Source organism: Amycolatopsis sp. NPDC005961, from assembly GCF_040629235.1.
Lineage (GTDB): Bacteria > Actinomycetota > Actinomycetes > Mycobacteriales > Pseudonocardiaceae > Amycolatopsis > Amycolatopsis camponoti.
Genome location: NZ_JBEXVF010000084.1, coordinates 1 through 26,307, shown reverse-complemented (window position 1 = coordinate 26,307; position 26,307 = coordinate 1). Strand labels below are relative to the sequence as shown.

At 74.9% G+C, this 26,307-nt stretch carries 2 protein-coding genes; both read right to left on the bottom strand.

Annotated elements, in window-relative coordinates; translation table 11 throughout:
* A complete protein-coding gene (locus ABZ342_RS42565; protein ID WP_360485896.1) occupies positions 1-8,799 on the bottom strand; it encodes a type I polyketide synthase in 8,799 nt (2,932 codons plus the stop codon).
* Positions 8,796-26,186, bottom strand: a complete 17,391-nt coding sequence (locus ABZ342_RS42560) for a type I polyketide synthase (protein WP_360485893.1) — start codon at positions 26,184-26,186, stop codon at positions 8,796-8,798. The genes ABZ342_RS42565 and ABZ342_RS42560 overlap by 4 nt, the downstream gene beginning before the upstream one ends.
* Between the last annotated feature and the right edge of the window lie 121 nt (positions 26,187-26,307).

Genomic DNA, 26,307 nt, shown 5'->3' with positions numbered 1-26,307 from the left:
TCACGCGAGTCCCAGCTCGTTGTCGATGAAGTCGAAGATCTCGGTTTCGCTGGCCGTCTCGAGCTTCTGCCGCGTGTTCTCCGCCGGGCCCGTGCCCAGCCGGCTCAGCAACGCCTGCAGCCGGGTGGTGATCCGGGTGCCGGCGAGCTGCTCGGCGGTCAGCCCGGCGAAGGCCGCTTCGATCCGGTCCAGCTCGGCCTCGGCCGCCGCGGCCGGGTCGGCCGGACCGAGTTCGCGGCCGAGGTACCGCGCCAGCGCCGCCGGGTTCGCGTAGTCGAACCCGAGCGTCGCGGGCAGGGGCAGCCCCGTGGCGGCGGCGAGCCCGTTGCGCAGCTCGACCGCGGTGAGCGAGTCGAGGCCCAGCTCCTTGAACGCGAGCCCGGGATCCACTGTGGACGGGCCGGCGTAACCGAGCACGGCGGCGACCTCGGCGCGCACCAGGTCGAGCAGCGCACGCTCCCGCTCGGGCCCGGTCAGCGCGTCCAGCTTCGCGCGGATGTCCGGCGTCTCCACCGTGGTGCGCGCCCGCCGCGCCTCGGGCAGGTCGTCGAGGAGCCGGCCGCCGCGGACGGTGGTGGCGAACACCGCCCAGTCGACGTCCGCCACGGCGATGGCGGGCGCGCCGCCGATCGCCCGGTGCAGGGCCGCGGTGGCCAGGTCCGCGGCCAGCGGACGGATCCCGCCGCGTTCGGCGCGGGCACTGTGGCCGTCGGCCATGCCCGAGCCGGCCCAGGGGCCCCAGGCGATCGAGGTCGCGGGCAGGCCGAGACCGGCCCGGTGCTCGGCGAGCGCGTCCAGGACGGCGTTGGCCGCGACGTAGCTGCCCTGCCCGGCCGCACCGAGGGTGGCGGCGAGGGAGGAGAACAGCACGAACGCCGAGAGGTCGCGGGTGCGCGTCAGCTCGTGGAGGTTGAGCGCGGAGTCCACTTTGGCCTGGAGGACGGTCGAAAGCCGGTGCGGCGTCAGGGAGCCCAGGACGCCGTCGTCGAGGACACCGGCGGCGTGCACGACGGCGTCGAGGCCGGGCAGCGAGTCGAGGAGCGCGGCGGCGGCATCGCGATCGGCGAAGTCGCAGGCGGCGATGGTCACCTTGGTACCGAGGGCGCTGAGTTCGGCTTCCAGCTCGGCGGCCCCGGGCGCGGCGGGACCACGCCGTCCGGCGAGCACGACGTGCGGCGCACCGGTGCGCGCCAGCCACCGGGCGACCTCGGCGCCCAGCGCACCGGTGCCGCCGGTGACGAGGACGGGGCCGGTCGGGGCCCAGGGTTCGGCGGGCGCCTCGACCGGGGCGCGCACGAGCCGCCGCGCGAAGGTGCCGGAGGGGCGGATCGCGAGCTGGTCTTCACCATCGGTGTCGGCGAGGGCGGCGACGAGCCGGGTCAGCTCGGGTTCGCCGGGCTCCGCGCGCAGATCGGCCAGGCCACCCCAGCGATCGGGGTGTTCCAGCGCGGCGGTCCGCCCGAGCCCCCAGACCCCGGCGGCCAGCGGCTGCGCGAGGGTTTCGGTCCCGACGGCGACGGCGCCGGTGGTGACCGACCAGAGCGGCGCGTCGAGGCCCGCGTCGCCGAGGGCTTGGAGGAGGGTGGTGCTCAGCGCGAGGCCGAGGGGTACGGACGGCCGGCCCGGGGTGGCGTGGACGGCGAGGCCCAGCAGAGAGAGGACCCCGGTGACCTGGCCAACGCCGAGCAGCTCGGCCGCGACAGCATCTCGGTCCGGCTCTCCCAGTGTCATCGGCACCGGCTCGGCTCCGGCCTCCACCAACGCCGGGAGCACCGCCTTGACCAGCGGTTCCTCGTCGTATCCGGCGGGAATCGCCACGAGCCAGCGACCCGGCAGCCCCACCGGCGGCCGGTCCGGGATCGGGCGCCACGTCACCCGGTACTGCTTGCTGTCCGCCGGTGCCGCGACCGGGACCAGGGGCTCCGGCCAGAACACCTGGCGCTCGAACGGGTAAGTCGGGAGCGCGATGGTCCGGCTCCCGGACACCACCGGCGCCCAGTCCACGGTGTGCCCGCTGACGTGCAGGTTCGCCAATGCCAGCAACGCCGTCGCGCGTTCCGGCCGGTCCTTGCGCAGCATCGGGGTGGCTCCCGTCAGGGCGCTCAGCGTCCCGTCCGGGCCCAGCTCGACCAGCCGCGTCACCCCGGACTCCCGCAGCGTCGACACGGCGTCGGCGAACCGCACCGGCTCGCGCACCTGCCGGACCCAGTACTCCGGATCCGTGAAGTCGGCGTCGGGAGTCACCGTGGACACGACGGGGATGCGCGGCTCGGCGTACCCGATCCCCCGCGCCACCTCGGCGAACTCCTCCAGCATCGCGTCCATATGAGCCGAGTGAAACGCATGCGAGACCCGCAAAACCCTAGACTTCACGCCGCGCGCGGTCAGCTCGGCGGCGATCTCGGCCACCACGTCCGCGTCCCCGGACAGCACCGTGGCCAGCGGCCCGTTCACCGCCGCCAGGTCCGCCCGCCCCGCCGCGACCTCGAGAACGTCCTGCTCGGCGGCCTGCACGGCGAGCATCGCGCCGCCACCGGGCAGGGCCTGCATGAGGCTCGCCCGCGCCGCGACCAGCTTGCCCGCGTCCTCCAGGGAGAACACCCCGGCGACGTGCGCCGCCGCCAGCTCGCCGATCGAGTGCCCGGCCAGGTACTCCGGCCGCACGCCCCACGACTCGAGCAAGCGGAACAGCGCGACCTCGAGGGCGAACAGCGCCGGCTGCGTGTAGCCGGTCTCGTCCAGTGGCGCGGCGTCGCCGAACACGACGTCCCGCAGCGGCCGGTCCAGCGCGATGTCCACCACCGCGCACACCGCGTCGAACGCGTCCGCGAACACCGGGAACCGTGCGTACAGCTCGGCCCCCATCCCGGCGCGCTGCGACCCCTGACCGGCGAACAGCAGGCCGGTCGCCCCGTCGCCGGCCTGCCCGATGACGACGCCGGGGTGCTTCGTGCCCCAGGCGACCGCGGCCAGCCCGGCGAGCAAGTCGCCCGTCACGACCGCCCGGTGGTCGAACACCGCCCGGGCCGCCAGTGACCGGCCGACGTCGGCCAGGTCGACCTCCGACGCGGAGACGAACTCCAGGAGACGCGCGGCCTGAGCGCGCAGCACCGCCGCCGACCGGCCCGAAAGCGGCCAGACGACGTCCGGCCCCGGAGCGTCCGCCGCTTCGCGGGCGGGCGGCTCCTCGACGATGACGTGGGCGTTCGTCCCGCTGAACCCGAACGACGACACCCCCGCGCGGCGTGGCCGCTCCGAACGCGGCCAAGGAGTGGCCGAGGTCAGCAGCGCCACCGCGCCGCTGTCCCAGTCGACGTGCCGCGACGGCCGGTCCGCGTGCAGCGTCTTCGGCAGCACGCCGTGCTCCAGCGCGAGGACCATCTTGATGACGCCGGCGATCCCGGCCGCGGCCTGCGTGTGTCCGATGTTGGACTTCAGCGAACCCAGCCACAACGGCCGCTCGCGGTCCCGGCCGTAGGTCGCCAGCACCGCCTGCGCCTCGATCGGGTCACCCAGCGCGGTACCGGTGCCGTGCGCCTCGACGGCGTCCACATCGGACGGTGCCAGGCCCGCGTTCGCCAGCGCCGCCCGGATCACCCGCTGCTGCGAGGGCCCGTTCGGGGCGGTGAGACCGTTGGACGCGCCGTCCTGGTTCATCGCCGAGCCGCGCAGCACGGCGAGCACCGGGTGCCCGAGCCGCCGCGCGTCCGACAGCCGCTCGACCAGCACGACGCCGGCGCCTTCGCCCCAGCCCGTGCCGTCGGCCTCGTCGGCGAAGGCCTTGCACCGGCCGTCCGCCGCGAGCCCGCCTTGCCGCGAGAACTCGACGAACGCGCCGGGGGTCGCCATCACCGTCACGCCGCCGGCCAGCGCCATCGCGCACTCGCCCGAGCGCACCGACTGCGCGGCCAGGTGCAGCGCGACCAGCGAAGCCGAGCACGCCGTGTCCACGGTGACCGCCGGGCCGCCGAGACCCAGCACGTACGACACCCGGCCCGACACGACCGAAGCCGCGTTCCCGGTGCCGACGAACCCGCCGAAGTCCTCGCCGGAACCCGCGAGCACGGCCGGGTAGTCCTGCCCGTTGGTGCCGAGGAAAACGCCGACGTCCGGGCCGCCGGCCGGGTCGACGCCCGCGCGTTCGAGGGTCTCCCAGGCGGTTTCCAGGACGAGCCGCTGCTGCGGGTCCATCGCGAGGGCCTCCCGCGGCGAGATGCCGAAGAAGGCCGGATCGAACTCCGTGACGCCGTCGACGAACGCACCCGCGCCCGTGACGACCCCGGCCGCCGCGAGACCCGCGACGTCCCAGTGCCGGTCGGCGGGGAAGCCCGAAACGGCGTCACCGCCGGAGACCAGCAGCTCCCACAGGTCCTCCGGGGACCGCACGCCGCCGGGGAACCGGCAGCCCATCGCCACCACGACGATCGGGTCCTCGGTGGACGCCGCCGCGCGCTCGACGACCGGCGCTTCGTCCGTCGTACCCGCGAGGTGCGCGGCCAGGTCGGCGGCCGTCGGGTAGTCGTAGATCAGCGTCGCCGGCAGGTCCGCGCCGGTGGCCGCGCCGAGCCGGTTGCGGAGTTCGACGGCGGTCAGCGAGTCGAACCCGAGATCCTTGAACGACTTGTCCGCGGCGACCTCCTCGGGGTAGCCGAGCACCGCGGCGACCTGGCGCCGCACCAGCGTCAGCATGTCCACATCGGACAGCTCCGCCACCGGGGCACCAGCCGCCTCGGGAAGCTCGGCCAGCAGCCGGCTCGCCCGCACGGCGGTGAGCGCGGGACCGTAGACCGGCCAGGCGACGTCGGCGAGCGCGACCGCGACGTCACCGGCGCCCAGTGCACGGTCCAATGCGGACAGGGCGAGGACCGGGTTCAGTGGCGAGAGACCGCCGCGCCGCAGCCGGTCGCGGACCCCATCGTCGGCGGCCATTCCGGCGTCGGCCCACGGGCCCCAGGCCAGCGAGGTCGCCGGAAGCCCACGGGCCCGGCGGTACGCGGCGAGCGCGTCGAGGTAGGCGTTGGCGGCGGCGTAGTTGCCCTGTCCGGCCGAGCCGACGGTGCCGGCCAGCGACGAGAACAGCACGAACGCCGAAAGGTCCCGCTCCGCGGTGGCCTCGTGCAGCACCCGGGCGGAGGTCGCCTTGGCGCGCAGCACGCGATCGAGTTTTTCGGGGGTGAGCCCGTCGAGCACGCCGTCGTCGAGCACGCCCGCCGCGTGGACCACGGCGGTCAGGTCCGGCAGGGAGTCCACGAGTGCGGTGACCGCGTCCCGGTCGGTGCAGTCGCAGGCCACGACCGTGACCTCGGGCATGGCCGGTTCGGCCGCCGCCGGGCCGCGACGGCTGGCCAGCACGACGCGGGACGCGCCCCGCTCGACCGCCCAGCGCGCCAGGTGGCCGCCGAGCGCGCCGGTACCGCCGGTGATCAGCACGGTGCCGGTGACCATCCACTCGGGACATCCGGCAGGCAGCGGTGCCCGCACGAGCCGCCGGGCGAAGACGCCGGACGGCCGGATGGCGACCTCGTCCTCGGCACCGTCGGCGAGCACTCCGCACAGCCGGTCGAGGCCGCGTTCGTCGAGCTGTTCCGGCAGGTCGATCAGGCCGCCCCAGCGGCGGGGGTGTTCGACCGCGGCGGATCGGCCGAGGCCCCACACCTGCGCCTGCTCCGGGTGTTCGAGGGGGTCGGATCGGCCGGTGGAGACCGCGCCGCGGGTCGCGCACCACAGCGGCGCGGACCAGCCGAGTGTGCCGAGGGCCTGCACCAGCGCGAGGGCGTCGTCGACCGCCAGCAGCGAAAGGACACCGGCGGGTTCGTCTCCCGGCAGAGCGGCACCGACCGGGACGTGCAGCACGTCCGCGCCCCGGTCGCGCAGGCCCTCGACCACGTCGTCGGTCCCGTCGCCCACCACGAGCCAGCGGCCGGACAATCGGGTCGCACTGGTCCCGGTGACCGGCCGCCAGCCGATCCGGTAGCGCCAGCCGTCCACTGTGGACTCTTCGTGGTGACGGCGACGCCAGGCGGCCAGCGCGGGGACGACGTCACTCAGCGGTGTCTCCGAAGGCACGTCGAGCGCACTGGTCAAGGCGGCGAGGTCTTCGCGCTCGACCGCCGACCAGAACTGCTCCGCGCCGGGGTCCACGACCTCGGCGGACTCCGGCGAGGTGAGCCAGAACCGCTCGCGCTGGAAGGCGTACGTCGGCAGGTCGACGCGGCGGGCGCCGTCGAGCAACGCGGTCCAGGCGGGCGTTCCGCCCCGCACGTACAGCTCGGCCAGCGCGGCCAGGACCGACTCCCGCTCATCGCGCCCGGAGCGCAGCGTCGCCACGACCGGCACGCCCGCCATCCCGGCGAGGGTCCCGTCCGGGCCGACCTCGACGAACCGCGCGGCACCCCGGCCTTCCAGGGCCGCCATGCGGTCGGCGAACCGGACCGGCTCGCGCACGTGCCGCACCCAGTACTCCGGGTCGGTCAGGTCGGCGGGTCCGCCGGTGACGATCGGGATCTTCGGCGCCGAGAACGTCAGCCCGGACACCACCTGGCGGAACTCGGCCAGCATCGGCTCCATCAGCACCGAGTGGAAGGCGTGCGACACGGCGAGCCGCTTGGTCTTGCGCCCGCGGGCAGCCAGTTCGGCCGCGGCCGCGAGCACCGCGTCCTCATCGCCGGACAGCACGACGGAGCCGGGCGCGTTGACCGCGGCCAGGTTCACCCGCTCGCCCAGCAGCGGGGCGACCTCGGCTTCGGTGGCCTGCACGGCGACCATCGCCCCACCGGCCGGGAGAGCTTGCATCAGCCGGGCGCGCGCGGCGACGAGCTTGCAGGCGTCGGCCAGCGAGAGGATCCCGGCGACGTGCGCCGCGGCCACCTCGCCGATGGAGTGCCCGGCCAGGAAGTCCGGCCGCGCGCCCCAGGACTCCAGCAGCCGGAACAACGCCACCTCGACGGCGAACAGCGCGGGCTGCGTGTAGCCGGTGTCGTTCAGGGACTCGCCTGAGATCGCTTCGGCCAGGGGAAAGTCGAACTCCGCGCACACCGCGTCGAACGCCGACGCGAACACCGGGAACTCGCGGCGCAGCCCGGTTCCCATGCCGATCCGCTGGGATCCCTGCCCGGAGAACAGGAACGCGAGCTTGCCGGGCTTGCCCGCCACGCCGTCCACAAGGGACGCGGCGGGCGCGTCCGCGGCCAGCGCGTCCAGGGCCGTCGCCGCCGCCTCGGCGTCGGCGGCCAGCACGACCGCCCGGTGCTCGAACGCCGACCGCCCGGTGGCCAGCGACCACGCGGTGTCGGCGAGCGGCAGGCCCGCCGCCAGGTGGTCACGCAGCCGGGCAGCCTGCTCCAGCAAGGCCTCGCGGGACCGCGCCGACAGCGCGAGCGGGACCAGTCCGCCGGTCGTGGCCGCCGGTTCGGTCACCTGGTCGTAGCTCTCCAGGATCACGTGCGCGTTGGTCCCGCTGATCCCGAACGACGAAACGCCGGCGCGGCGCGGAGTCTCTCCCGCCGGCCACGAAACGTTCTCGGTGAGCAGTTCGACCGCCCCGGCCGTCCAGTCGATGTGGGGCGACGGCGCGTCGACGTGCACCGTGCGCGGCAGCAGCTCGTGCCGCATGGCGAGGACCATCTTGATCACCCCGGCCACGCCCGCGGCGGCCTGGGTGTGGCCGATGTTCGACTTGACCGAGCCGAGCCGGAGCGGCCGGTCGCGGTCCTGGCCGTAGGTCGCCAGCAGCGCGTGCGCCTCGATCGGGTCGCCGAGCGTGGTGCCGGTGCCGTGCGCCTCGACGGCGTCCACTTCGGACGGTTCGAGTCCCGCGCTCGCCAGCGCGGCCCGGATCGCCTGCTGCTGCGCCGGGCCGTTGGGGGCGGTGAGGCCGTTGGACGCGCCGTCGGAGTTGACCGCGGAGCCGCGGACCACGGCCAGCACGGGGTGGCCGTTGGCGAGGGCGTCGGACAGCTTCTCGACCAGGACGAGCCCGACGCCCTCGGACCAGCCGGTGCCGTCGGCGGCGGCCGCGAAGGGCTTGCACCGCCCGTCGGGCGCGAGCCCGCGCTGGCGGCTGAACTCGAGGAACATGCCGGGCGTCGACATGACGGTCACGCCGCCGACGAGCGCGAGCGAGCACTCGCCGCGCCGCAGTGCCTGGGCAGCCCAGTGCAGCGCGACCAGCGACGACGAGCACGCGGTGTCCACCGTGACGGCCGGGCCCTTGAGCCCGAGCTGGTAGGCGACCCGGCCGGAGATGACCGCGGTCGAGTTGCCGGTGAGCAGGTGCCCTTCGACGCCGTCGGGCAGCGCGGTCAGGCCGGAGCCGTAGCCGGTCGACGTGCCGCCGACGAAGACACCCGCTTTCGTGCCGCGCAACGACAGCGGGTCGATCCCGGCGCGTTCGATGGTCTCCCACGCCGTTTCGAGCAGCAGCCGCTGCTGCGGGTCGGTGGCCAGCGCCTCACGGGGGCTCATCCCGAAGAAGCCGGGGTCGAACTCGGCCGCGTCGTAGACGAACCCGCCCTCGCGGACGTAGCTGGTGCCCGCCTGCCCGGCGTCGCCGGAGTACAGCGCCGCGGGCCAGCCGCGGTCGGTCGGGAAGCCGGACATGCCGTCGCCGCCCGCGGCCAGCAGCTGCCACAGCTGTTCGGGGGTGCGCACGCCACCGGGGAACCGGCAGCCCAGGCCGATCACCGCGACCGGCTCGGCCTCCCGGTCCTCGACCTCGCGCACCCGCTGGTTCGCCGCCCTCAGGTCGGTGGTGACCTTCTTGAGGTAGTCGAGCAGCTTCTTCTCGTTGTCGGAGGTCACGCCCCGAACTCCTTGTCGATCAGGTCGAACAGCTCGTCGGCGGACGCGGCCGCGACGTCGTCCGGCTGTGGTTCTTCGGGGGTGGTGCCGGTCCACCACGCGAGCAGGCTCCGCAGCCGCTCGGTGATCTCCTCGCGGCCCTCGTAGCCCTCGGGCAGCGACGCGAGGGAACCGCGCAGGTCGTCGACCAGGCCGTTCGCGCTCGGCGCCGGCGGCGCGACGGCTTCGAGCAGGTAGCCCGCCAGCTCGGCGACGGTCGGGTAGTCGAACACCAGCGTCGCGGGCAGCCGCTTCCCGGCGACCGCGCCGAGCCGGTTGCGCAGCTCGACCGCGGTGAGCGAGTCGAAGCCCAGCTCGCTGAACGCCTTGCCGGCGTCGATGTCCACTGTGGACGCGTGCCCGAGCACGGCGGCGACCTGGCCGGTCACCAGCTCCACCACGAGGTCCTCGCGGTCGGCGACCGGCGTCGCGGCCAGCCGCTCGGCCAGGCCGGCCGGTTCGGCCTTCGCCGCGGACGCGACCGCGCGCCGCGCCGGGGCGCTGACGAGCCCCCGGAACAGCGGGGCCACCGCGCCCGACGACGCCAGCGCGGCGGTGTCGACCCGCATCGGCACCACCGCCGCCTCGCCGGCGGCCACGCCCGCGTTGAGCAGGGCGAGGCCGAGCTCGGCCGACAGCGGCAGCAGCCCGGCGCGGGCCATCCGGCCGAGATCCGTCTCGGTCAGCCCGCTGGTCATGCCGACGGCGGCCGACCACGGGCCCCACGCCAGGGCCACCGCGGGCAGCCCGAGGGCGTGCCGGTGGGTGGCGAAGGCGTCCACGAAAGCGTTTGCGGCCGCGTAGTTCGCCTGTCCCGCGCCGCCGAACAGGCCGGCGGCTCCGGAGAACAGCACGAACGCGGTGAGGTCGGCGTGCCGGGTCAGCTCGTCGAGGTGCACCGCGGCGTCGACCTTGGGCCGCAGCACCTTGTCGAGGCGGGCGGCGTCCAGCGAGCCGACGACGCCGTCGTCGAGCACCCCGGCGGTGTGCATGACCGCCCGCAGCGGGTGCTCGGCGGGGATGCCGCCGAGCAGCGCGGCCAGTGCGTCGCGGTCGGCCGCGTCGCAGGCCGCGACGGTGACGGTCGCGCCCAGCCCGGTCAGCTCGTCCCGCAGCTCGGCGGCCCCGTCGGCGGCGAGGCCGCGACGGCTGGTGAGCAGCAGGTGCCGCGCGCCGTGCTCGGTGACCAGGTGCCGGGCCAGCAGCCCGCCCAGGCCACCGGTGCCGCCGGTGATCAGGACCGTGCCCTCCGGGTCGAGCGGCGCGGGCACGGTCAGCACGACCTTGCCGACGTGCTTGGCCTGCTGGAGGTGCTTGAACGCCGCGGGCGCGCGGTGGACGTCCCACGCGGTGACCGGGATCGGCCGCAGCACGCCGCGGCCGAGCAGGTCGAGAACCTCCCGCAGCATCTCGGCGATCCGGTCGGGACCGGCCTCGATGAGGTCGAACGCCTGGTACGCGACACCCGGGTGAGCCGCGGCGACCTCGGCGGGGACCCGGACGTCGGTCTTGCCCATCTCCAGGAACCGGCCACCGCGTGGCAGGAGCCGCAGCGACGCGTCGACGAAGTCCCCGGCCAGCGAATCCAGCACGACGTCGACGCCGCGGCCCTCGGTGGCCGCGAGGAACCGGTCCTCGAAGTCGAGGGTCCGCGAGGACGCGATCCGGTCGTCGGCGAGGCCGTGTTCACGCAGCGCGTCCCACTTGCCGGCGCCCGCGGTGCCGAACACGTCGGCGCCGAGGTGCTTCGCGAGCTGGACCGCGGCCATGCCGACGCCGCCCGCGGCCGCATGGACCAGCACCGTCTCCCCCGCCTGCACGCGACCGAGGTCGACCAGCGCGTAGTAGGCGGTGAGGAACACGATCGGCACGGACGCCGCTTCGGCGAACGACCAGCCGTCCGGGACGCGGGCGACGAGCCGCTGGTCGGCGACGGCGAGGGGCCCGAACGCGCCGGGGAACATGCCGAGCACCCGGTCACCGACGGCGAGCCCGGTGACACCCGGGCCGACCTCGGTGACGACGCCGGCGCCTTCCAGGCCCATCGCCCCGGCCTCGCCGGGGTACATGCCGAGGGCGTTGAGGACGTCGCGGAAGTTGACGCCCGCCGCGCGGACGGCGATCCGCACGTGGCCGTCCGGCAGCGGCCCCGCGACCTCGGGGCACGGCAGCAGGGTGAGGTTCTCCAGGGTGCCCTTGTCGACGATGTCGAGCCGCCAGTGCCCGTCCTTCGGGGCGCTGAGCACGCCGCCGGCCGTTTCGGCGCGGACCAGCCGGGCCGCGTGCGGTTCACCGTCGCGAAGGGACAGTTGCGGTTCTCCGGTGGCGAGCGCGGCCGGCACCGCGCCGTAGGACGCTTCCTCGCCGTCGACGTCCACCAGCAGGAACCGGTCCGGGTTCTCGGCCTGGGCCGAGCGGACCAGGCCCCAGACGGCGGCGTTGGCCAGGTCGGTCACCTCGCCGCGGTGCGCCACCGCGCCGGAGGTGACGAACACCAGCTTCGCGCCTTCCAGGGCTTCTTCGGCCAGCCAGCGCTGCACGATGGCCAGCGCCGATCCGGTGGCCGCCCGCACCTCGCCGGGCAAGTCCGTCGCGCGGCCCGGCACGAGCGGCGCGAAGACGACCTCGGGGGGCGTGCCGCCTTCGGCGAGCAGCGCGTCGATGTCCACATAGGACTTCAAGGGGCCGGACGTCCCGAGCTGGACGCCGAGCTTGTGCTGGTCCGGACCGAGGACGGCCCACGTTCCGGTGTCCGGTTCGGACCCGGGGTCCAGCGGGATCCAGTCCACTTGGAACAGCGAGTCGCGCAGTCGGCTGGGCTCGGTCGCCAGCTGGTCGGCGGACACCTGGCGCATGGCCAGAGAGTCCACCGTCGCGACCGGGTGGCCCGACGGATCGGCGATGGTCAGCGCCAGTGCGTCCGACCCGGCCAGGCTGAGCTTGACGCGCAGGGCGTCGGCGCCGGACGCGTGCAGGGTGACTCCCGACCAGGAGAACGGGAGCCTGCTCTGCCCGGACCCGGCCAGGGGCAGGTAGAGCAGCGCCTGCAGGGCCGCGTCGAGCAGGGCCGGGTGCAGGCCGAAGCGGCGCGCGTCGTCGCGAGCCAATTCGGGCAGCGCGATCTCGGCGAACACGTCGTCACCGTGGCGCCAGGCGGCGGTCAGCCCGCGGAAGGCATCACCGTAGGCGAACCCGCCCGCCGCGTACGTTTCGTAGAAGTCTTCCACGGCAAGGGGTTCCGCCTGCGCGGGCGGCCACTCGGCCAGCGGTTCGCCGGGCTCCCCGGCTCCGACGGCGAGCAGGCCGGTGGCGTGCTGGACCCAGTCCTCGGTGCCTTCGATCCGCGAGTACGCACTGAAGGTGCGCGTCCCGTCCTCGCCAGGTGCGCCGACCGAGCACTGCAGCTGGACGCCGCCGCGCTCGGGCAGCACCAGCGGTGCCGCCAGCGTCAGCTCCTCCACGCGGGCGCAGCCGGCCTGGTCCGCGGCGCGGACGGCCAGCTCCAGGAACGCGGTGCCCGGCAGGAGGACCTGGCCCATGACCTCGTGCCCGGCCAGCCACGGGTGCGTGGACAGCGCGAGCCTGCTGGTGAAGAGCAGCTCGTCGGAGCCCGCCACGGAGACCGACGCGCCGAGCAGCGGGTGGTCGACCGCGGTGAGGCCGGCGGCGGTGACGTCGCCGAGCGGCATGCCGGACAGGTGCGGCCAGAAGCGCTGGTACTGGAACGCGTACGTCGGCAAGTCGACCCGGCGCGCGTCCGTTCCGGCGAACACGGCCGTCCACTCGGGACTCTGCCCGTGGACGTGCAGCTCGCCGACGGCGGCCAGCACGCTGACCCGCTCGTCGCGGCCCTTGCGCAGGGTCGGGATCGCGACGGCCGCGTCGACCATCGGCGTGAGAACGGCGTCCGGCCCGATCTCGACGAACCGGTTGACGCCCAGACCCCGCAGGGTCGTGAGGGCGTCGGCGAACCGCACGGCCGCGCGCACCTGGCCGACCCAGTACTCCGGCGTGACCACGGACGCGACCGCACCGGTCACCGTGGACACGATCGGCAGGGCCGGTTCGGCGTAGGTGATCTGCTCGGCCACCTTCGCGAACTCGGCCAGCATCGGATCCATCAGTGGCGAATGGAACGCGTGGGACACCGTGAGCCGCTTGGTCTTGCGGCCCAGCGCGGTGAAGTGCCGCTCGATTCCGTCCAGGTCGTCGCCGGAGACCACGACGGACGTCGGCCCGTTGATCGCGGCGATGCTCACCCTGTCCGTGAGCAGCGGCGTGACCTCGTCCTCGGTGGCGGACACCGCCAGCATCCCGCCACCCCGGGGGAGAGCCTGCATCAGGCGGCCGCGCGCGGCGACCAGGCGGCACGCGTCGGCGAGGGAGAACACCCCGGCGACGTGCGCGGCCGCCAGTTCGCCGATCGAGTGCCCGGCCAGGTACTCCGGCCGCACGCCCCACGACTCCAGCAGGCGGAACAGCGCCACCTCGACCGCGAACAGCGCCGGCTGGGTGTAGCCGGTCTCGTTCAGCAGGTCCTCGTCGCCGAAGACGACGTCGGCCAGCGGCCGGTCCAGCTCGGTGTCGAAGTGCGCGCACACCGCGTCGAACGCCTCGGCGTACACCGGGTACGCGTCGTACAGCTCGCGGCCCATGCCGAGCCGCTGCGCGCCCTGCCCGGTGAACAGGAACCCGATCCGGCCCTCACTTACCGGGCCGGGGAGGGGTCCGTCGGCGAGGTCGCGCAGACCCCGCAGCAGTTCCCCGGAGTCGCTGCCGACCACGACCGCGCGGTGCTCGAACGCGGTCCGGCCGGTGGCGAGGGACCAGCCGACGTCGGCCGGCCGCTCGTCGGTGAGGTGGTCGGCCAGCTGCGCGGCCTGGGCCCGCAGCGCCGCCTCGGACCGTCCCGAAAGGACCCACGGCACCGGACCGGACCACGTCGGTTCGGCCGGAGCGGGTTCTTCGGGGGCCTGCTCGACGATCACGTGCGCGTTGGTCCCGCTGACGCCGAACGACGAGATCCCGGCGCGACGCGGGTGCCCGTTCGGCGCCCATGCGACGGCGTCGGACAGCAGCCGCACGTCGCCCGCGGTCCAGTCCACATGGGACGAGGGGACGTCGGCGTGCAGCGTCTTCGGCAGCAGGTCGTGTCCCAGTGACAGGACCATCTTCATGATCCCGGCCGCGCCGGCGGCGGCCTGCGTGTGCCCGAGGTTGGACTTGACCGACCCGAGCCACAGCGGCCGGTCGCGGTCCTGCCCGTAGGTGGCGAGGACGGCCTGCGCCTCGATCGGGTCGCCGAGCACCGTGCCGGTGCCGTGCGCCTCGACGGCGTCCACTTCGGACGCGCGTAGCCCGGCGTCGGCCAGCGCCGCGCGGATGACCCGCTGCTGCGACGGCCCGTTCGGGGCGGTGAGGCCGTTCGACGCGCCGTCCTGGTTGACCGCGCTGCCGCGGACCAGCGCGAGCACCGGGTGTCCGTTGCGGCGCGCGTCGGACAGCCGCTCGAGAAGCACCATGCCGGCGCCCTCGCCCCAGCCGGTGCCGTCGGCGTCGTCGGAGAATGCCTTGCAGCGGCCGTCGAGCGCGAGGCCGCGCTGGCGGCTGAACTGGATGAACCCGGACGGCGTCGACATGATCGTGACGCCGCCCGCCAGTGCGAGGGAGCACTCCCCCGACCGCAGCGCCCGCGTGGCCAGGTGCACCGCGACCAGGGAGGACGAGCACGCCGTGTCGACCGTGACGGCCGGGCCTTCGAGGCCGAGCGCGTAGGAGATGCGGCCGGACACCACGGATCCCGCGTTGCCGGTCATGGTGTAGCCCTCGACGCCTTCGTCGTCGCCGAGCGCGAGCAGCGGGGTGTAGTCCTGCCCGTTGGAGCCGGCGAACACGCCGACCGGGCCGCCGCGCAGCGACGCCGCGTCGATCCCGGCGCGTTCGATGGCCTCCCAGGCCGTTTCGAGCAGCAGGCGCTGCTGGGGGTCCATGGCCAGGGCTTCGCGCGGGTTGATGCCGAAGAACGCGGCGTCGAACCCGCTGGCGCCGTCGAGGAACCCGCCGCGGCGGGTGTAGGACGTGCCCTGGTGGTCGGGGTCGGGATCGTAGAGCGCGTCGAGGTCCCAGCCGCGGTCGTCGGGGAAGTCGGTGATCGCGTCGGCGCCGCCGGAGAGCAGCGCCCACAGGTCCTCCGGCGAGCGCACGCCGCCGGGGAAGCGGCAGGCCATCGAGACGATGGCGATCGGGTCGTCTTCGACGGCCTTCGGTGCGACGTCCACTGTGGACGTCGTCTCGGCCGGTTCGCCCAGCTCGCCCTTGAGGTGCGTGACCAGGGCGGTCGTCGTCGGGTAGTCGAAGATCAGCGTCGCGGGCAGCTTGAGCCCGGTGGCCGCGGACAGGCGGTTGCGGAGGTCGACCGCGGTGAGCGAGTCGAACCCGAGGTCGGTGAACGCCCGGTTCGACTCGACCTCGCCCGGCCCGCCGTACCCGAGGACGCCGGCGACCTGGGTGCGGACGAACTCGAGCACGTCGCGCTCGCTCAGCCCCCCGGCCGGGGTGCTCTCCCCCGCGGCCTCGATCGCCGCGAGGGCCTCGGGGATGCCGAGCAGCAGCGGGCTCGGCCGGACCGCGGTGAACGACGGCACGTACCGCGCCCAGTCGACGCCCGCCACGGTCAGCGTCGTCTCGCCGTGGTCGAGGGCCTGCTGCAGCGCCGAGATCGCCAGCTCCGGGTCGAGCGCGTGGATGCCACCGAGCCGCTGCCGTTCGGCGACGGCGGTGGCGTCGGCCATGCCGGTGTCGGCCCACGGGCCCCAGGAGATCGAGGTCGCGGCCAGCCCGAGCGAGCGCCGGTGGTCGGCGAGCGCGTCGAGGTAGGCGTTGGCGGCGGCGTAGTTGCCCTGGCCCGGGCCGCCCCAGACACCCGCCGTCGAGGCGAAGGAGACGAACGCCGACAGGTCGAGGTCCTTGGTCAGCTCGTGCAGGTGGAACGCGGCGAGCGCCTTGGGCTTGAGCACGCCGGCGAGGCGGTCCGGGGTGAGCGCGGACAGCACGCCGTCGTCGAGGACACCGGCCGTGTGGATGACGGCGTTCACCGGGTGCTCGGCCAGCAGCGCGGCCACGGCGTCGCGGTCGCCGACGTCGCAGGCCACGACGGTGGCGTGCGTGCCGAGCGCGGCGAGTTCGTCGCACAGCTCGGTCGCGCCCGGGGCGTCCGCGCCACGACGGCCGGTGAGCACCAGCCGTTCGGCGCCGCGGCCGGCGAGCCAGCGGGCGACCTTCGCACCCAGCGCGCCGGTACCGCCGGTGACCAGCACCGTGCCGTCCGGCGTCCACTCGCGGTCCGGCGTTGCCGAACCGAGCGGTGACCGCAGAAGCCTCCGGGCGAAGACGCCGGACGCGCGGACGGCGACCTGGTCTTCGTCCGTCGCCATCGCGGCGACCACGCGGGCGACCGCGCGGTCGTCGAGGTCGGCGGGCAGGTCGAGCAGACCGCCCCAGCGGCCGGGGTGTTCGAGCGCGGCGACCCGGCCGAGGCCCCACACTGGCGCCTGGGCCGGGTTGCGGAGCCCGTCGGCCTTGCCGGTCGACACGGCGCCGCGGGTGAACGTCCACAAGGGAGCGTCGATCTCGCGGTCGCCGAGCGCCTGGATCAGCGTGACGGTGTCGACGAGCCCGCGGTAGGACTCGTCGGTGCCGAGCAGCGACACGATCCCCGCCGGTTCGACCTCCCCGAGCCGCTCCGCCAGTGCGGCGCGATCGATACCGGATTCGACCTCGACGGTGACGGTCTCGGCCCCGAAGCGGTCCAGGGGAAGAGGGTCGCCGCCCGGGCGGCGGACGACCAGCCAGGTCCCGTCGAGACGCGGAGAGCTGTCGACGGTGACCGGCTGCCAGCCGACGCGGTACCGCCAGTTGTCCACTGTGGACTCTTCGCGGCGTTGCCTGCGGTAGGCGGCGAGCGCGGGCAGCAGGCCCTCGACGGCTCCCGCGTCGATTCCGAGCGTCTTCGCCAGCTCGCCGGCGTCGTCGCGTTCGACGGCCGACCAGAACCCGGCGTCGGCGGCGTCCGAGGCCGCGGCGACGTCACCCGGGCCGGGCAGCGTCGGCCAGTAACGCTGACGCTGGAACGGATACGTCGGCAGGTCCACCATGGACCCGGTCAACGCGAAGTCTACGTCTACGCCGCGCGCCCACAGCTCACCGGCCGACGTCAGGAAGCGGGCGAGACCGCCTTCGTCACGGCGCAGGGAGCCCGTGACGACGACGTCGTCGAGGGTCCCGGCGATCGCGGTGCCCAGCACGGGGTGCGCGCTGGACTCGACGAACACGCCGAAGCCCTGCTCGCCGAGCGCTTCGGTGGCGGGCGCGAACAGCACGCGCTGCCGCAGGTTCCGGTACCAGTACGCGGCGGTCAGCTCGGTGGTGTCGAGCCAGTCGCCGGTGACGGTCGAATAGAACGGGATCCGCGCTTCTCCCGGGGAGACCGGTGCCAGCACTTCCAGCAGCTCGGCCTCGATCGCCTCGACGTGCGCGGAGTGCGACGCGTAGTCGACCTGGACCTTGCGGGCCCGGACGCCGTCGGCGGCGCAGCGGGCCACCAGCGCGTCGACCTGGTCGGGGTCGCCGGAGACGGTGACCGCGGCCGTCCCGTTCAGCGCGGCGAGGGACAGCCCGGGCGGCAGTGCGATGTCCTCGGCCGGCAGGGCGATCGACGCCATCGCGCCCCGGCCCGCCAGCGACGTCCGGATCACCTGGCTCCGCAGCGCGACGACGCGGGCACCGTCCTCGAGGGACAGTCCGCCGGACACGCAGGCCGCGGCGATCTCGCCCTGGGAGTGCCCGATCACGGCGTCCGGCCGGACGCCGTAGGACTCCCACAGCGCGGCGAGTGAAACCATGACCGCCCAGCACGCCGGCTGCACGACGTCGACGCGCTGGAGGGCCTCGGCGTCGCCCAGGACGTCGGTCAGTTTCCAGTCGACGAAGGGTTCGAGCGCGGCGGCGCACTCGGCGAGCCGCTCGGCGAAGACCGGCGCGGCTTCGGCGAGTTCGAGGGCCATGCCGACCCACTGCGAGCCCTGGCCGGGGAAGACGAACACGGTCTTGCCGGGTGTCCCGGCGACCCCGCGCACGGCGGGATCGGCCAGGCCGGCCAGCAGCGCGTCCCGGTCGGCGCCGACGACGACGGCCCGGTGCTCGAACGCCGACCGCGTGGTGGCCAGCGACGCCGCGACATCGTGAATGTCCTCTGTAGACAGAGTGGTGGCGAGCCGTTCGGCCTGACGCTGCACGGCGTCGGCGGTCCGGCCGGACAGCAGCAGCGGCACCGCGGAATCCGCAGGTGCGGTCGGTTCCGGGGTCTCCTCGGCGAACTGCTCCAGGATCACGTGCGCGTTCGTCCCGCTCATGCCGAACGACGAGACCCCCGCGCGACGCAGGCCGTCGGAGAGCCACGGCCGGGTTTCGGTGAGCAGGCTGACGTCGCCCGCCTCCCAGTCGACGTGCGGCGAGGGGACCTCCGCGTGCAGCGTCTTGGGCAGCACGCCGTGGCGGATGGCCTGGACCATCTTGATCACGCCGCCGACGCCGGAGGCCGCCTGCGCGTGCCCGACGTTGGACTTGAACGACCCCAGGTACACCGGCCGGTCCGCGGGCCGCTCGCGGCCGTAGGTGGCGATGATGGCCTGCGCCTCGATCGGGTCGCCCAGCTTCGTGCCGGTGCCGTGCGCCTCGACGACGTCCACATCGGACGTCGTCAGCCGCGCGTTGGCCAGCGCCCGCCGGATCACCCGCTGCTGCGACGGCCCGTTCGGGGCGGTGAGGCCGTTGGACGCGCCGTCGGAGTTGATCGCGGAGCCCTTGATCACCGCGAGCACGCGGTGGCCGTTGCGCTCGGCGTCGGAAAGCCGTTCCAGCATGAGCATCCCGGCGCCCTCGGCCCAGCTCGCGCCGTCGGCGTCGGCCGAGAAGGGCTTGCTGCGCCCGTCCGCGGCCAGCGCCCGCTGGCGGCTGAACTCGACCAGCGAGACCGGCGTGGACATGACGGTCACGCCGCCGGCGAGGGCGAGCGTGCAGTCGCTCTCCCGCAGCGCCTGGCAGGCCCAGTGGATCGCGACCAGCGACGACGAGCACGCCGTGTCGATCGAGACCGCGGGCCCTTCCAGGCCGAAGGTGTAGGCGACGCGGCCGGAGAGCACGCTCGGCGAGTTGCCGGTGCCGAGGAAGCCCTCGAAGCTGTCGGTCGCGGCGCCGAGGAGGCCGCCGTAGTCCTGGTAGGTGATGCCGGCGAACACGCCGGTGCGGCTGCCGCGCAGCGTGGCCGGGTCGATCCCGGCGCGTTCCATCGACTCCCAGGACACCTCCAGCAGCAGGCGGTGCTGCGGGTCCATGGAGACGGCCTCGCGCGGGCTGATCCCGAAGAAGCCGGGGTCGAACGCGCTCGCGTCGTGCAGGAACCCGCCCTCGCGGGCGTAGCAGGTGCCCGGCGCGTCCGGGTCGGTGTCGTAGAGCGCCTCGAGGTCCCAGCCGCGGTCGGTGGGGAACGGCGAAATCGCGTCGCCGCCCTCGGCGACCAGCCGCCAGAGGTCCTCCGGGTCCGCGATGCCGCCGGGGTAGCGGCAGGCCATGCCGACGATCGCGATCGGCTCGTCAACCCGGGTGACGGCCTCGATGGTCTCTTCTTCTTCCCCGAACAGCTCGGCGTGCAGCGCCTTCGCCAGCGCGACCGGGTTCGGGTGGTCGAAGACCGAGGTCGCGGGCAGCCGCAGACCGGTCACGGTGTTCAGCGCGTTGCGCAGCTGGACGGCGGTCAGCGAGTCGACGCCCAGCTCCTTGAACGCCCGGTCGGCGCCGACCGCCTCCGGCCCGGCGTGGCCGAGCACCAGCGCGGCCTCGGTCCGGACGATCTCGAGGAGGGCCCGGTGCCGGTCGGCCTCGGGCAGCCGGGTGAGCTTCTGGTGCAGCGCGTTGCCCGCGTCGGCGACCGCGGCGACGACCCGGCGGGTCCGGGCCTTCGCCGGGGTGTTCTCGGCGACGCGGAGCGCGCCCCTCGTCCCCAGCAGGCCGAACGCCGGCGGCTCGCCGGGACGGCACGCGAGCGCACTGTGGGCGACCGCTTCGAGCACCGCGGTCTGCGCCGCGACCAGGCCCTCGCCGCCGACGGTGGTCAGCACCACGAGGTCGACGTCCAGCTCGGCGAGGTTGAAGGCGATGTCGGCGCGGTCGCGCAGGTCGGCCGCGCCCTCGGCGAGTCCGATGTGGACGGCCGTGGTCACGTCCGGGAGGTCCCGGAGCGCTCGCGCCAGTTCGTAGCGGTCCGCGGGGTCGCAGGAGATGAGTTCGGCGCCCGGCAGGCCGGCCGCACCGAGCACGACGAGCCGCTGGACGCCCCGGTCTTCGACGAGGTGCCGCGCGACGGCGGCCCCCAGCTCGCCGGACGCCCCGGTGAGCAGCACGGTGCCTTCGGGTTTCCAGGCGTCCGGGGTGACCGCGCTCGTCCGCGGCTCGTAGCCGACGTCGCCGCGGATCGCGAACCGATCCGCGCCGGGCTCGACGGCGGCGCCGTCGACGAGGGCGAACCGTCCGGGGTGCTCGGCCAGCACCGGCTCCACGGCACCCCAGACGGCGGCTTCCACCACGTCGGGGACTTCGCCGCCGGTCACGGCGACCGCGCCTCGGGTGACGAAGACCAGCCGCGACGCGGCGAACCGCGGGTCGGCCAGCCAGGATGTGACGAGCGCCAGCGCCCGCTGCGCCGAAGCCCAGACGGCCCAGGTGGGGTCGTCGGTGTCGGCGGGGCGGCAGGACGCGAACACGACCTCGGGCACCTCATCGGCGGCCGCCAGCTCGGCGAACTCCTGGTAGGTGGGGAGGCCGTCGAGACCGAGGTCACCGATCGCCGCGGCCGGTCGTGAGGGGGAAACCGGGTTGGAACACTGTTTCCCACTCACGACCCACTCGACGCGGCGGTGCGTGGCGGCCGGTGCCGACCGGGTCGCCGGGCGCAGGACCACCGATTCGGCCGTGGCCACGACCTGGCCGGTCGGGTCCGCCAAGGTCAGCTGGACGGCGGTGCCCGTGCGGCGCAGGCGGACGCGCAGCTCGGTCGCGCCCGTCGCGTGCAGGGTCACGCCCGACCACGAGAACGGCAGCATGTCCGGCAGGTCGGCGAACGCCAGCGCGTGCAGCGCCGCGTCGAGCAGCGCCGGGTGCACGCCCCAGCCGTCGACCGAAGTGCCCGCGGGCAGCGCGACCTCGGCGAACACGTCGTCGCCCGCGCGGTACGCGGCGCGCAGCCCCTGGAACGCCGGCCCGTAGGCGAACCCGGCTGCCTCCCGCCGGTCGTAGTAGTCCCCGACCGGCAGCGCGTCAGCGGGCGGCCACTGCGTCAAGGCGTCCGAAGTGGACAGATCGGTGGCCAGGAACCCGGCGGCGTGCCGGACCCAGCCGTCGCCGCGGGTGTGGATGGCGAACGCGCGCCGTCCGGCGCCGTCCGGGGCCTCGACGCGGACCTGCACCGGGACGCCACCGCGCTCGGGCAGGACCAGCGGAGCCTCCAGGACCAGTTCTTCGACCTGGTCGCAGCCGGCCTCGTCGGCCGCGCGCAGCGCCAGCTCCACGAAACCCGCGCCGGGGAACAGGATCTCGCCGTCGACGCGGTGCTCGGCCAGCCAAGGCGTCGTGTCGACGGAAAGCCGGCCGGTGAGCACGACGCTGTCCGCGCCGGCCAGGTCCACGGCCGCACTCAGCAGGCCGTGCCCGGCGTCGGACTGGCCGAGCGACGCGGGGTCGCCGTCGACGTCCGGCACCTCCAGCCAGTACCGCTCGCGCTGGAACGGGTAGGTGGGCAACTCGACGCGCACGCCGTCGTTCAGCACCCGGGCCCACTCGACGCCGCCGCCGTCGACCTGCAGTTCGGCGAGCGCGGAGAACACCGTGCGGGCTTCGGGGCGGTCGGCCCGCAGCACCGGCACGGCGAGAAGATCATCGGAACACTCGGCGACCATCGCGGAGAGGACCCCGGCCGGGCCCAGTTCGAGGAACCGGGTCACGCCGCGCCCGGCCAGGGTGCGGACGCCGTCGGCGAACCGGACGGTGGCACGGACCTGCCGGACCCAGTACTCCGGGTCGCCCAGCTCGGCCGCCGTCGCGAGCGAGCCGGTTACGTTCGACAGCACCGGCACCGTGGGCTCGTGGTAGGTCAGCCCCGCCGCCACGGCGCGGAAGTCGGCGAGCATGCCGTCCATCCGGGCCGAGTGGAACGCGTGGCTCACCCGCAGGCGCCGGGTCTTGTCGAACCTCGCCGCCACCGCGAGCACGGCGTCCTCGTCGCCGGAGAGCACGACCGACGACGGCCCGTTGACCGCGGCCAGCGACACCCCGTCGGTCAGCAGCGGCGCGACCTCGTCCTCGGTGGCCGCGACGGCCACCATCGCCCCGCCCTCGGGCAAGGCCTGCATCAGTCGCGCGCGGGCGGCGACGAGCGTGCACGCGTCCTCGAGCGACAGCACCCCCGCGACGTTCGCGGCGGCCAGTTCGCCGATGGAGTGACCGCCGACGAAGTCGGGCCGTACGCCCCAGTCTTCGAGCAGCCGGTACAGCGCCACCTCGACCGCGAACAGCGCGGGCTGGGTGTACTCGGTCCGGTCCAGCAGCTCGCCGTGCTCGATCACGCCGCGCAGCGGCCGGTCCAGCTCGACGTCGAAGTGCGCGCAGACCGCGTCGAACGCTTCGGCGAATGCCGGGTACTCGCGGTACAGCTCGCGGCCCATGCCGATCCGCTGCGCACCCTGTCCGGTGAACAGGAACGCCGTGCGGCCGGGCGCGGCCGTCCCGCGCACCACCGCGGCGGACTTGCGCCCCTCGGCCAGCGCGGCGAGCCCGGTCCGCAGTGCGGCGTCGTCTTCCGCCAGCACGACGGCGCGGTGTTCGAACGCCGAGCGGGTCGTGGCCAGGGACCAGGCCAGGTCGGCCGGGTCGGTCTCCGGGCGGTCGAGCAGCCGTGCGGCCTGCGCCCGCAGCGCCGCCTCCGACCGGCCGGACAGCGCCACCGGGACGAGCCCGGTGCGCCGCGGCCGCGGCAGGTCGGGCTCGGTCGCGGGAGCCTCTTCGATGATGACGTGGGCGTTGGTGCCGCTGACGCCGAACGCCGAGATCCCGGCCCGGCGCGGACGGTCGTCGGCCGGCCACGGCATCGCTTCGGTGAGCAGCGAGACGCTGCCCGCCGTCCAGTCCACTTCGGACGAAGGCTGCGCGGCGTGGAGGGTCTTCGGGAGCAATCCGCCTTGGAGGGACAGCACCATCTTGATCACGCCGGCGACCCCGGCCGCGGCCTGGGTGTGCCCGAGGTTGGACTTCAGCGAGCCGAGCAGGAGCGGGCGCTCGCGGTCGTGGCCGTACGTGGCCAGCAGGGCGTGCGCCTCGATCGGGTCGCCGAGGCGGGTGCCCGTGCCGTGCCCTTCGACGGCGTCCACATCGGACGGTTCGAGGCCGGCGTCGGCGAGCGCGGCGCGGATCACCCGCTGCTGCGACGGGCCGTTCGGGGCGGTCAGGCCGTTGGACGCGCCGTCGGAGTTCACCGCCGAGCCGCGGACCACGGCGAGCACGGTGTGCCCGAGCCGCTCGGCGTCGGAAAGCCTTTCCAGCACGAGCATGCCGACGCCTTCGGACCAGCCGGTGCCGTCGGCGCCGTCGCCGAACGCCTTGCAGCGGCCGTCCGGCGCGAGGCCGCGCTGCCGGCTGAACTCGACGAACGCGGCGGGGTTGGCCATCACGGCGACGCCGCCGGCCAGCGCCAGCGAGCACTCGCCCGAGCGCAGGGACCGGGCGGCGAGGTGCAACGCGACCAGCGACGACGAGCACGCGGTGTCCAGCGTGACGGCCGGGCCCTCGACGCCGAGGTGGTAGGCGATCCGTCCGGAAAGGACACTGCCCGCGTTGCCGGTGAGCAGGTGCCCGCCGAGGCCCTCGGGGGCTTCGCGCAGACCGGCGGCGTAGCCCGAGACGCCCGCGCCGACGAACACGCCGGACTGGGTGCCGGCCAGCGACCGCGGGTCGATCCCGGCGCGTTCCAGGGCCTCCCAGGAACTTTCGAGCAGCAGTCGCTGCTGCGGGTCGGTGGCCAGCGCCTCGCGCGGGCTCATCTCGAAGAAGGCGGCGTCGAACTCGCCGGCGCCGGTCAGGAAGCCGCCGTCGCGGGAGTAGCTCTTGCCCTCGGCGTCGGGGTCGGGGTCGTAGAGGCCTTCGGCGTCCCAGCCACGGTCCCCGGGCCACGCCGAAATGGCGTCGCCGCCGTCGGCCAGCAGCCGCCACAGCTCCTCCGGCGAGGTGATCCCGCCGGGCAGGCGGCAGCTCATGCCGACGATCGCGATCGGCTCGTCGGCTTCCTGGGCGCGCGGGGCCGGGACGAGCGCGTCGTCCGCGCCGAACAGCTCGCGGCCCAGGAAGTCCGCGAGGACGGTGGCGGACGGGTGGTCGAAGACGAGCGTCGACGGCAGCTTCAGGCCGGTGACCGCGCTCAGGCGGTTGCGCAGCTCGACGGCGGTCAGCGAGTCGAAGCCCAGGTCGCGGAAGGGCCGGTCCACCGCGACGGACGCCGGGTCGGCGTGCCCGAGCGCGGCCGCGGCTTCGCGCTGGACGAGGTCCAGCAGCTCGCGGGCGGACAGCTCCCGGCGCCGGGTGTCCTCGACCGGGACGTCGAGAGCGGCCCGGACCTCGGGCAGGTCGCCGAGCAGCGCGCTGGCGCGGACCGAGGTGAAGCCGGGTGCGAACCGGGCCCAGTCGACGTCGGCGACCGTGACGGCGGTGTCGCCGGACTCCAGAGCCCGGCGCAGGGCGGTGAGCGCCAGTTCCGGGTCCAGGGGCCGGAGGCCGCGGCGGCGCAGGTGGTCTTCCGCGCCTTCGGCGGCCAGCATGCCGCCGCCCGCCCACGGGCCCCAGGCCACCGACGTCGCGGCCAGCCCGGCCGCGCGGCGGCGGTGGGCGAGGCCGTCGAGGTAGGCGTTCGCGGCCGCGTAGGCGCTCTGGCCTCCGCTGCCCCAGACCCCCGCGATCGAGGAGAACAGCACGAAGGCGTCGAGTTCGCGGTCGCCGAGGACGGCGTCGAGGTTCTCGGCACCGGCGAGCTTCGCGGCGGTGTAGCCGGCGAACTCGGCCACGCCGAGCCCGTCGAGCGGGGCGGACTGCGCCACTCCGGCGGCGTGCACGACGGCTCGCAGCCCGTCGATGCCGCCGACCAGCTCGGCGACGGCTTCGCGGTCGGTGACGTCGCAGGCCGCGATGGTCACGGTGACGCCGAGGGCGGTCAGCTCGTCACGCAGCTCCGGCGCGCCGGCGGCGTCAAGACCGCGGCGGCTGGTCAGGACGAGGTGTTCGGCGCCGGTGCGGGCCAGCCGGCGGGCGACCCCGGCGCCGAGCGCCCCGGTCCCGCCGGTGATCAGCACGGTGCCGCGCGGCCGCCAGGACGTGCCGGACGTCGTCGCGGGCGCGCGTTCGAGGCGGGCGGCGAACACCGCGGAGTCGCGGACGGCGACCTGGTCCTCGGTCCCGCCCAGGACGCCCGCCAGCCGGGCGACCGCGCGGTCGTCGAGGACGGCGGGGAGGTCGACCAGGCCGCCCCAGCGGCCGGCGTGTTCGACGGCGGCGGTGCGGCCGAAGCCCCACAGCGCCGCCTGGGCCGCGCTGCGGACCGCGTCGGCGCGACCGACGGAGACCGCGCCCGAGGTGGCGCACCACAACGGCGTGCCGTCGCCGAGCGCCTGCACGAGCTCCAGGGTCGCGGCGAGGCCGACGGTGATCCCGGGTGCGTCCGGCGCGGGACGCTCGTCGAGGGCGAGCAGCGACAGGACACCCGCGTAGTCGCCGTCCAGCGCGCCGGGCAGGTCGCCGGCGCGCACCGGACGGCACTTGATCCCCGCGGTCAACGCGGCCAGCACCGGCGGCTCGACGCCACGCTCCGGGAGGACCAGCAGCCAGGTGCCGGACGTCCCGGTGGGCTTCCCGGTCAGCGGTCGCCAGTTCACGGCGTACCGCCAGTTGTCCACAGTAGACAGTCCGACGCGGTCGCCGTGCCACCGCGCGAGCAGCGGCAGGGCGGTTTCGAGGCCGGTCAGCTCGGCCTCGGGAACGTCCAGGGCCGAGGCGAGCGCGGACAGGTCCGCGGTCTCGACCGCCGACCAGAACTCACCGTCCACTCCGCTCACCGGGGCAGCGGCTTCGGGCGTGCGCGGCCAGTAACGCTCGCGCTGGAAGGGGTAGGTGGGCAGCACGACGAACGACGCCGGGCGCAGCACCGCGGACCAGTCCGGGGCGTGCCCGGCGACGTGCAGGTGGGCCAGCGCGGCGAGCAACGTCCGCTCCTCGGGGCGGTCCTTGCGCAGCGTCGCCGTCGCGGGCAGGGTCTCCTGCGCCGCGCTGTACGACGGCCGGGCCTTCGCCAGGGACGGCGTCGTCCTGGTGACGCTGAACTAC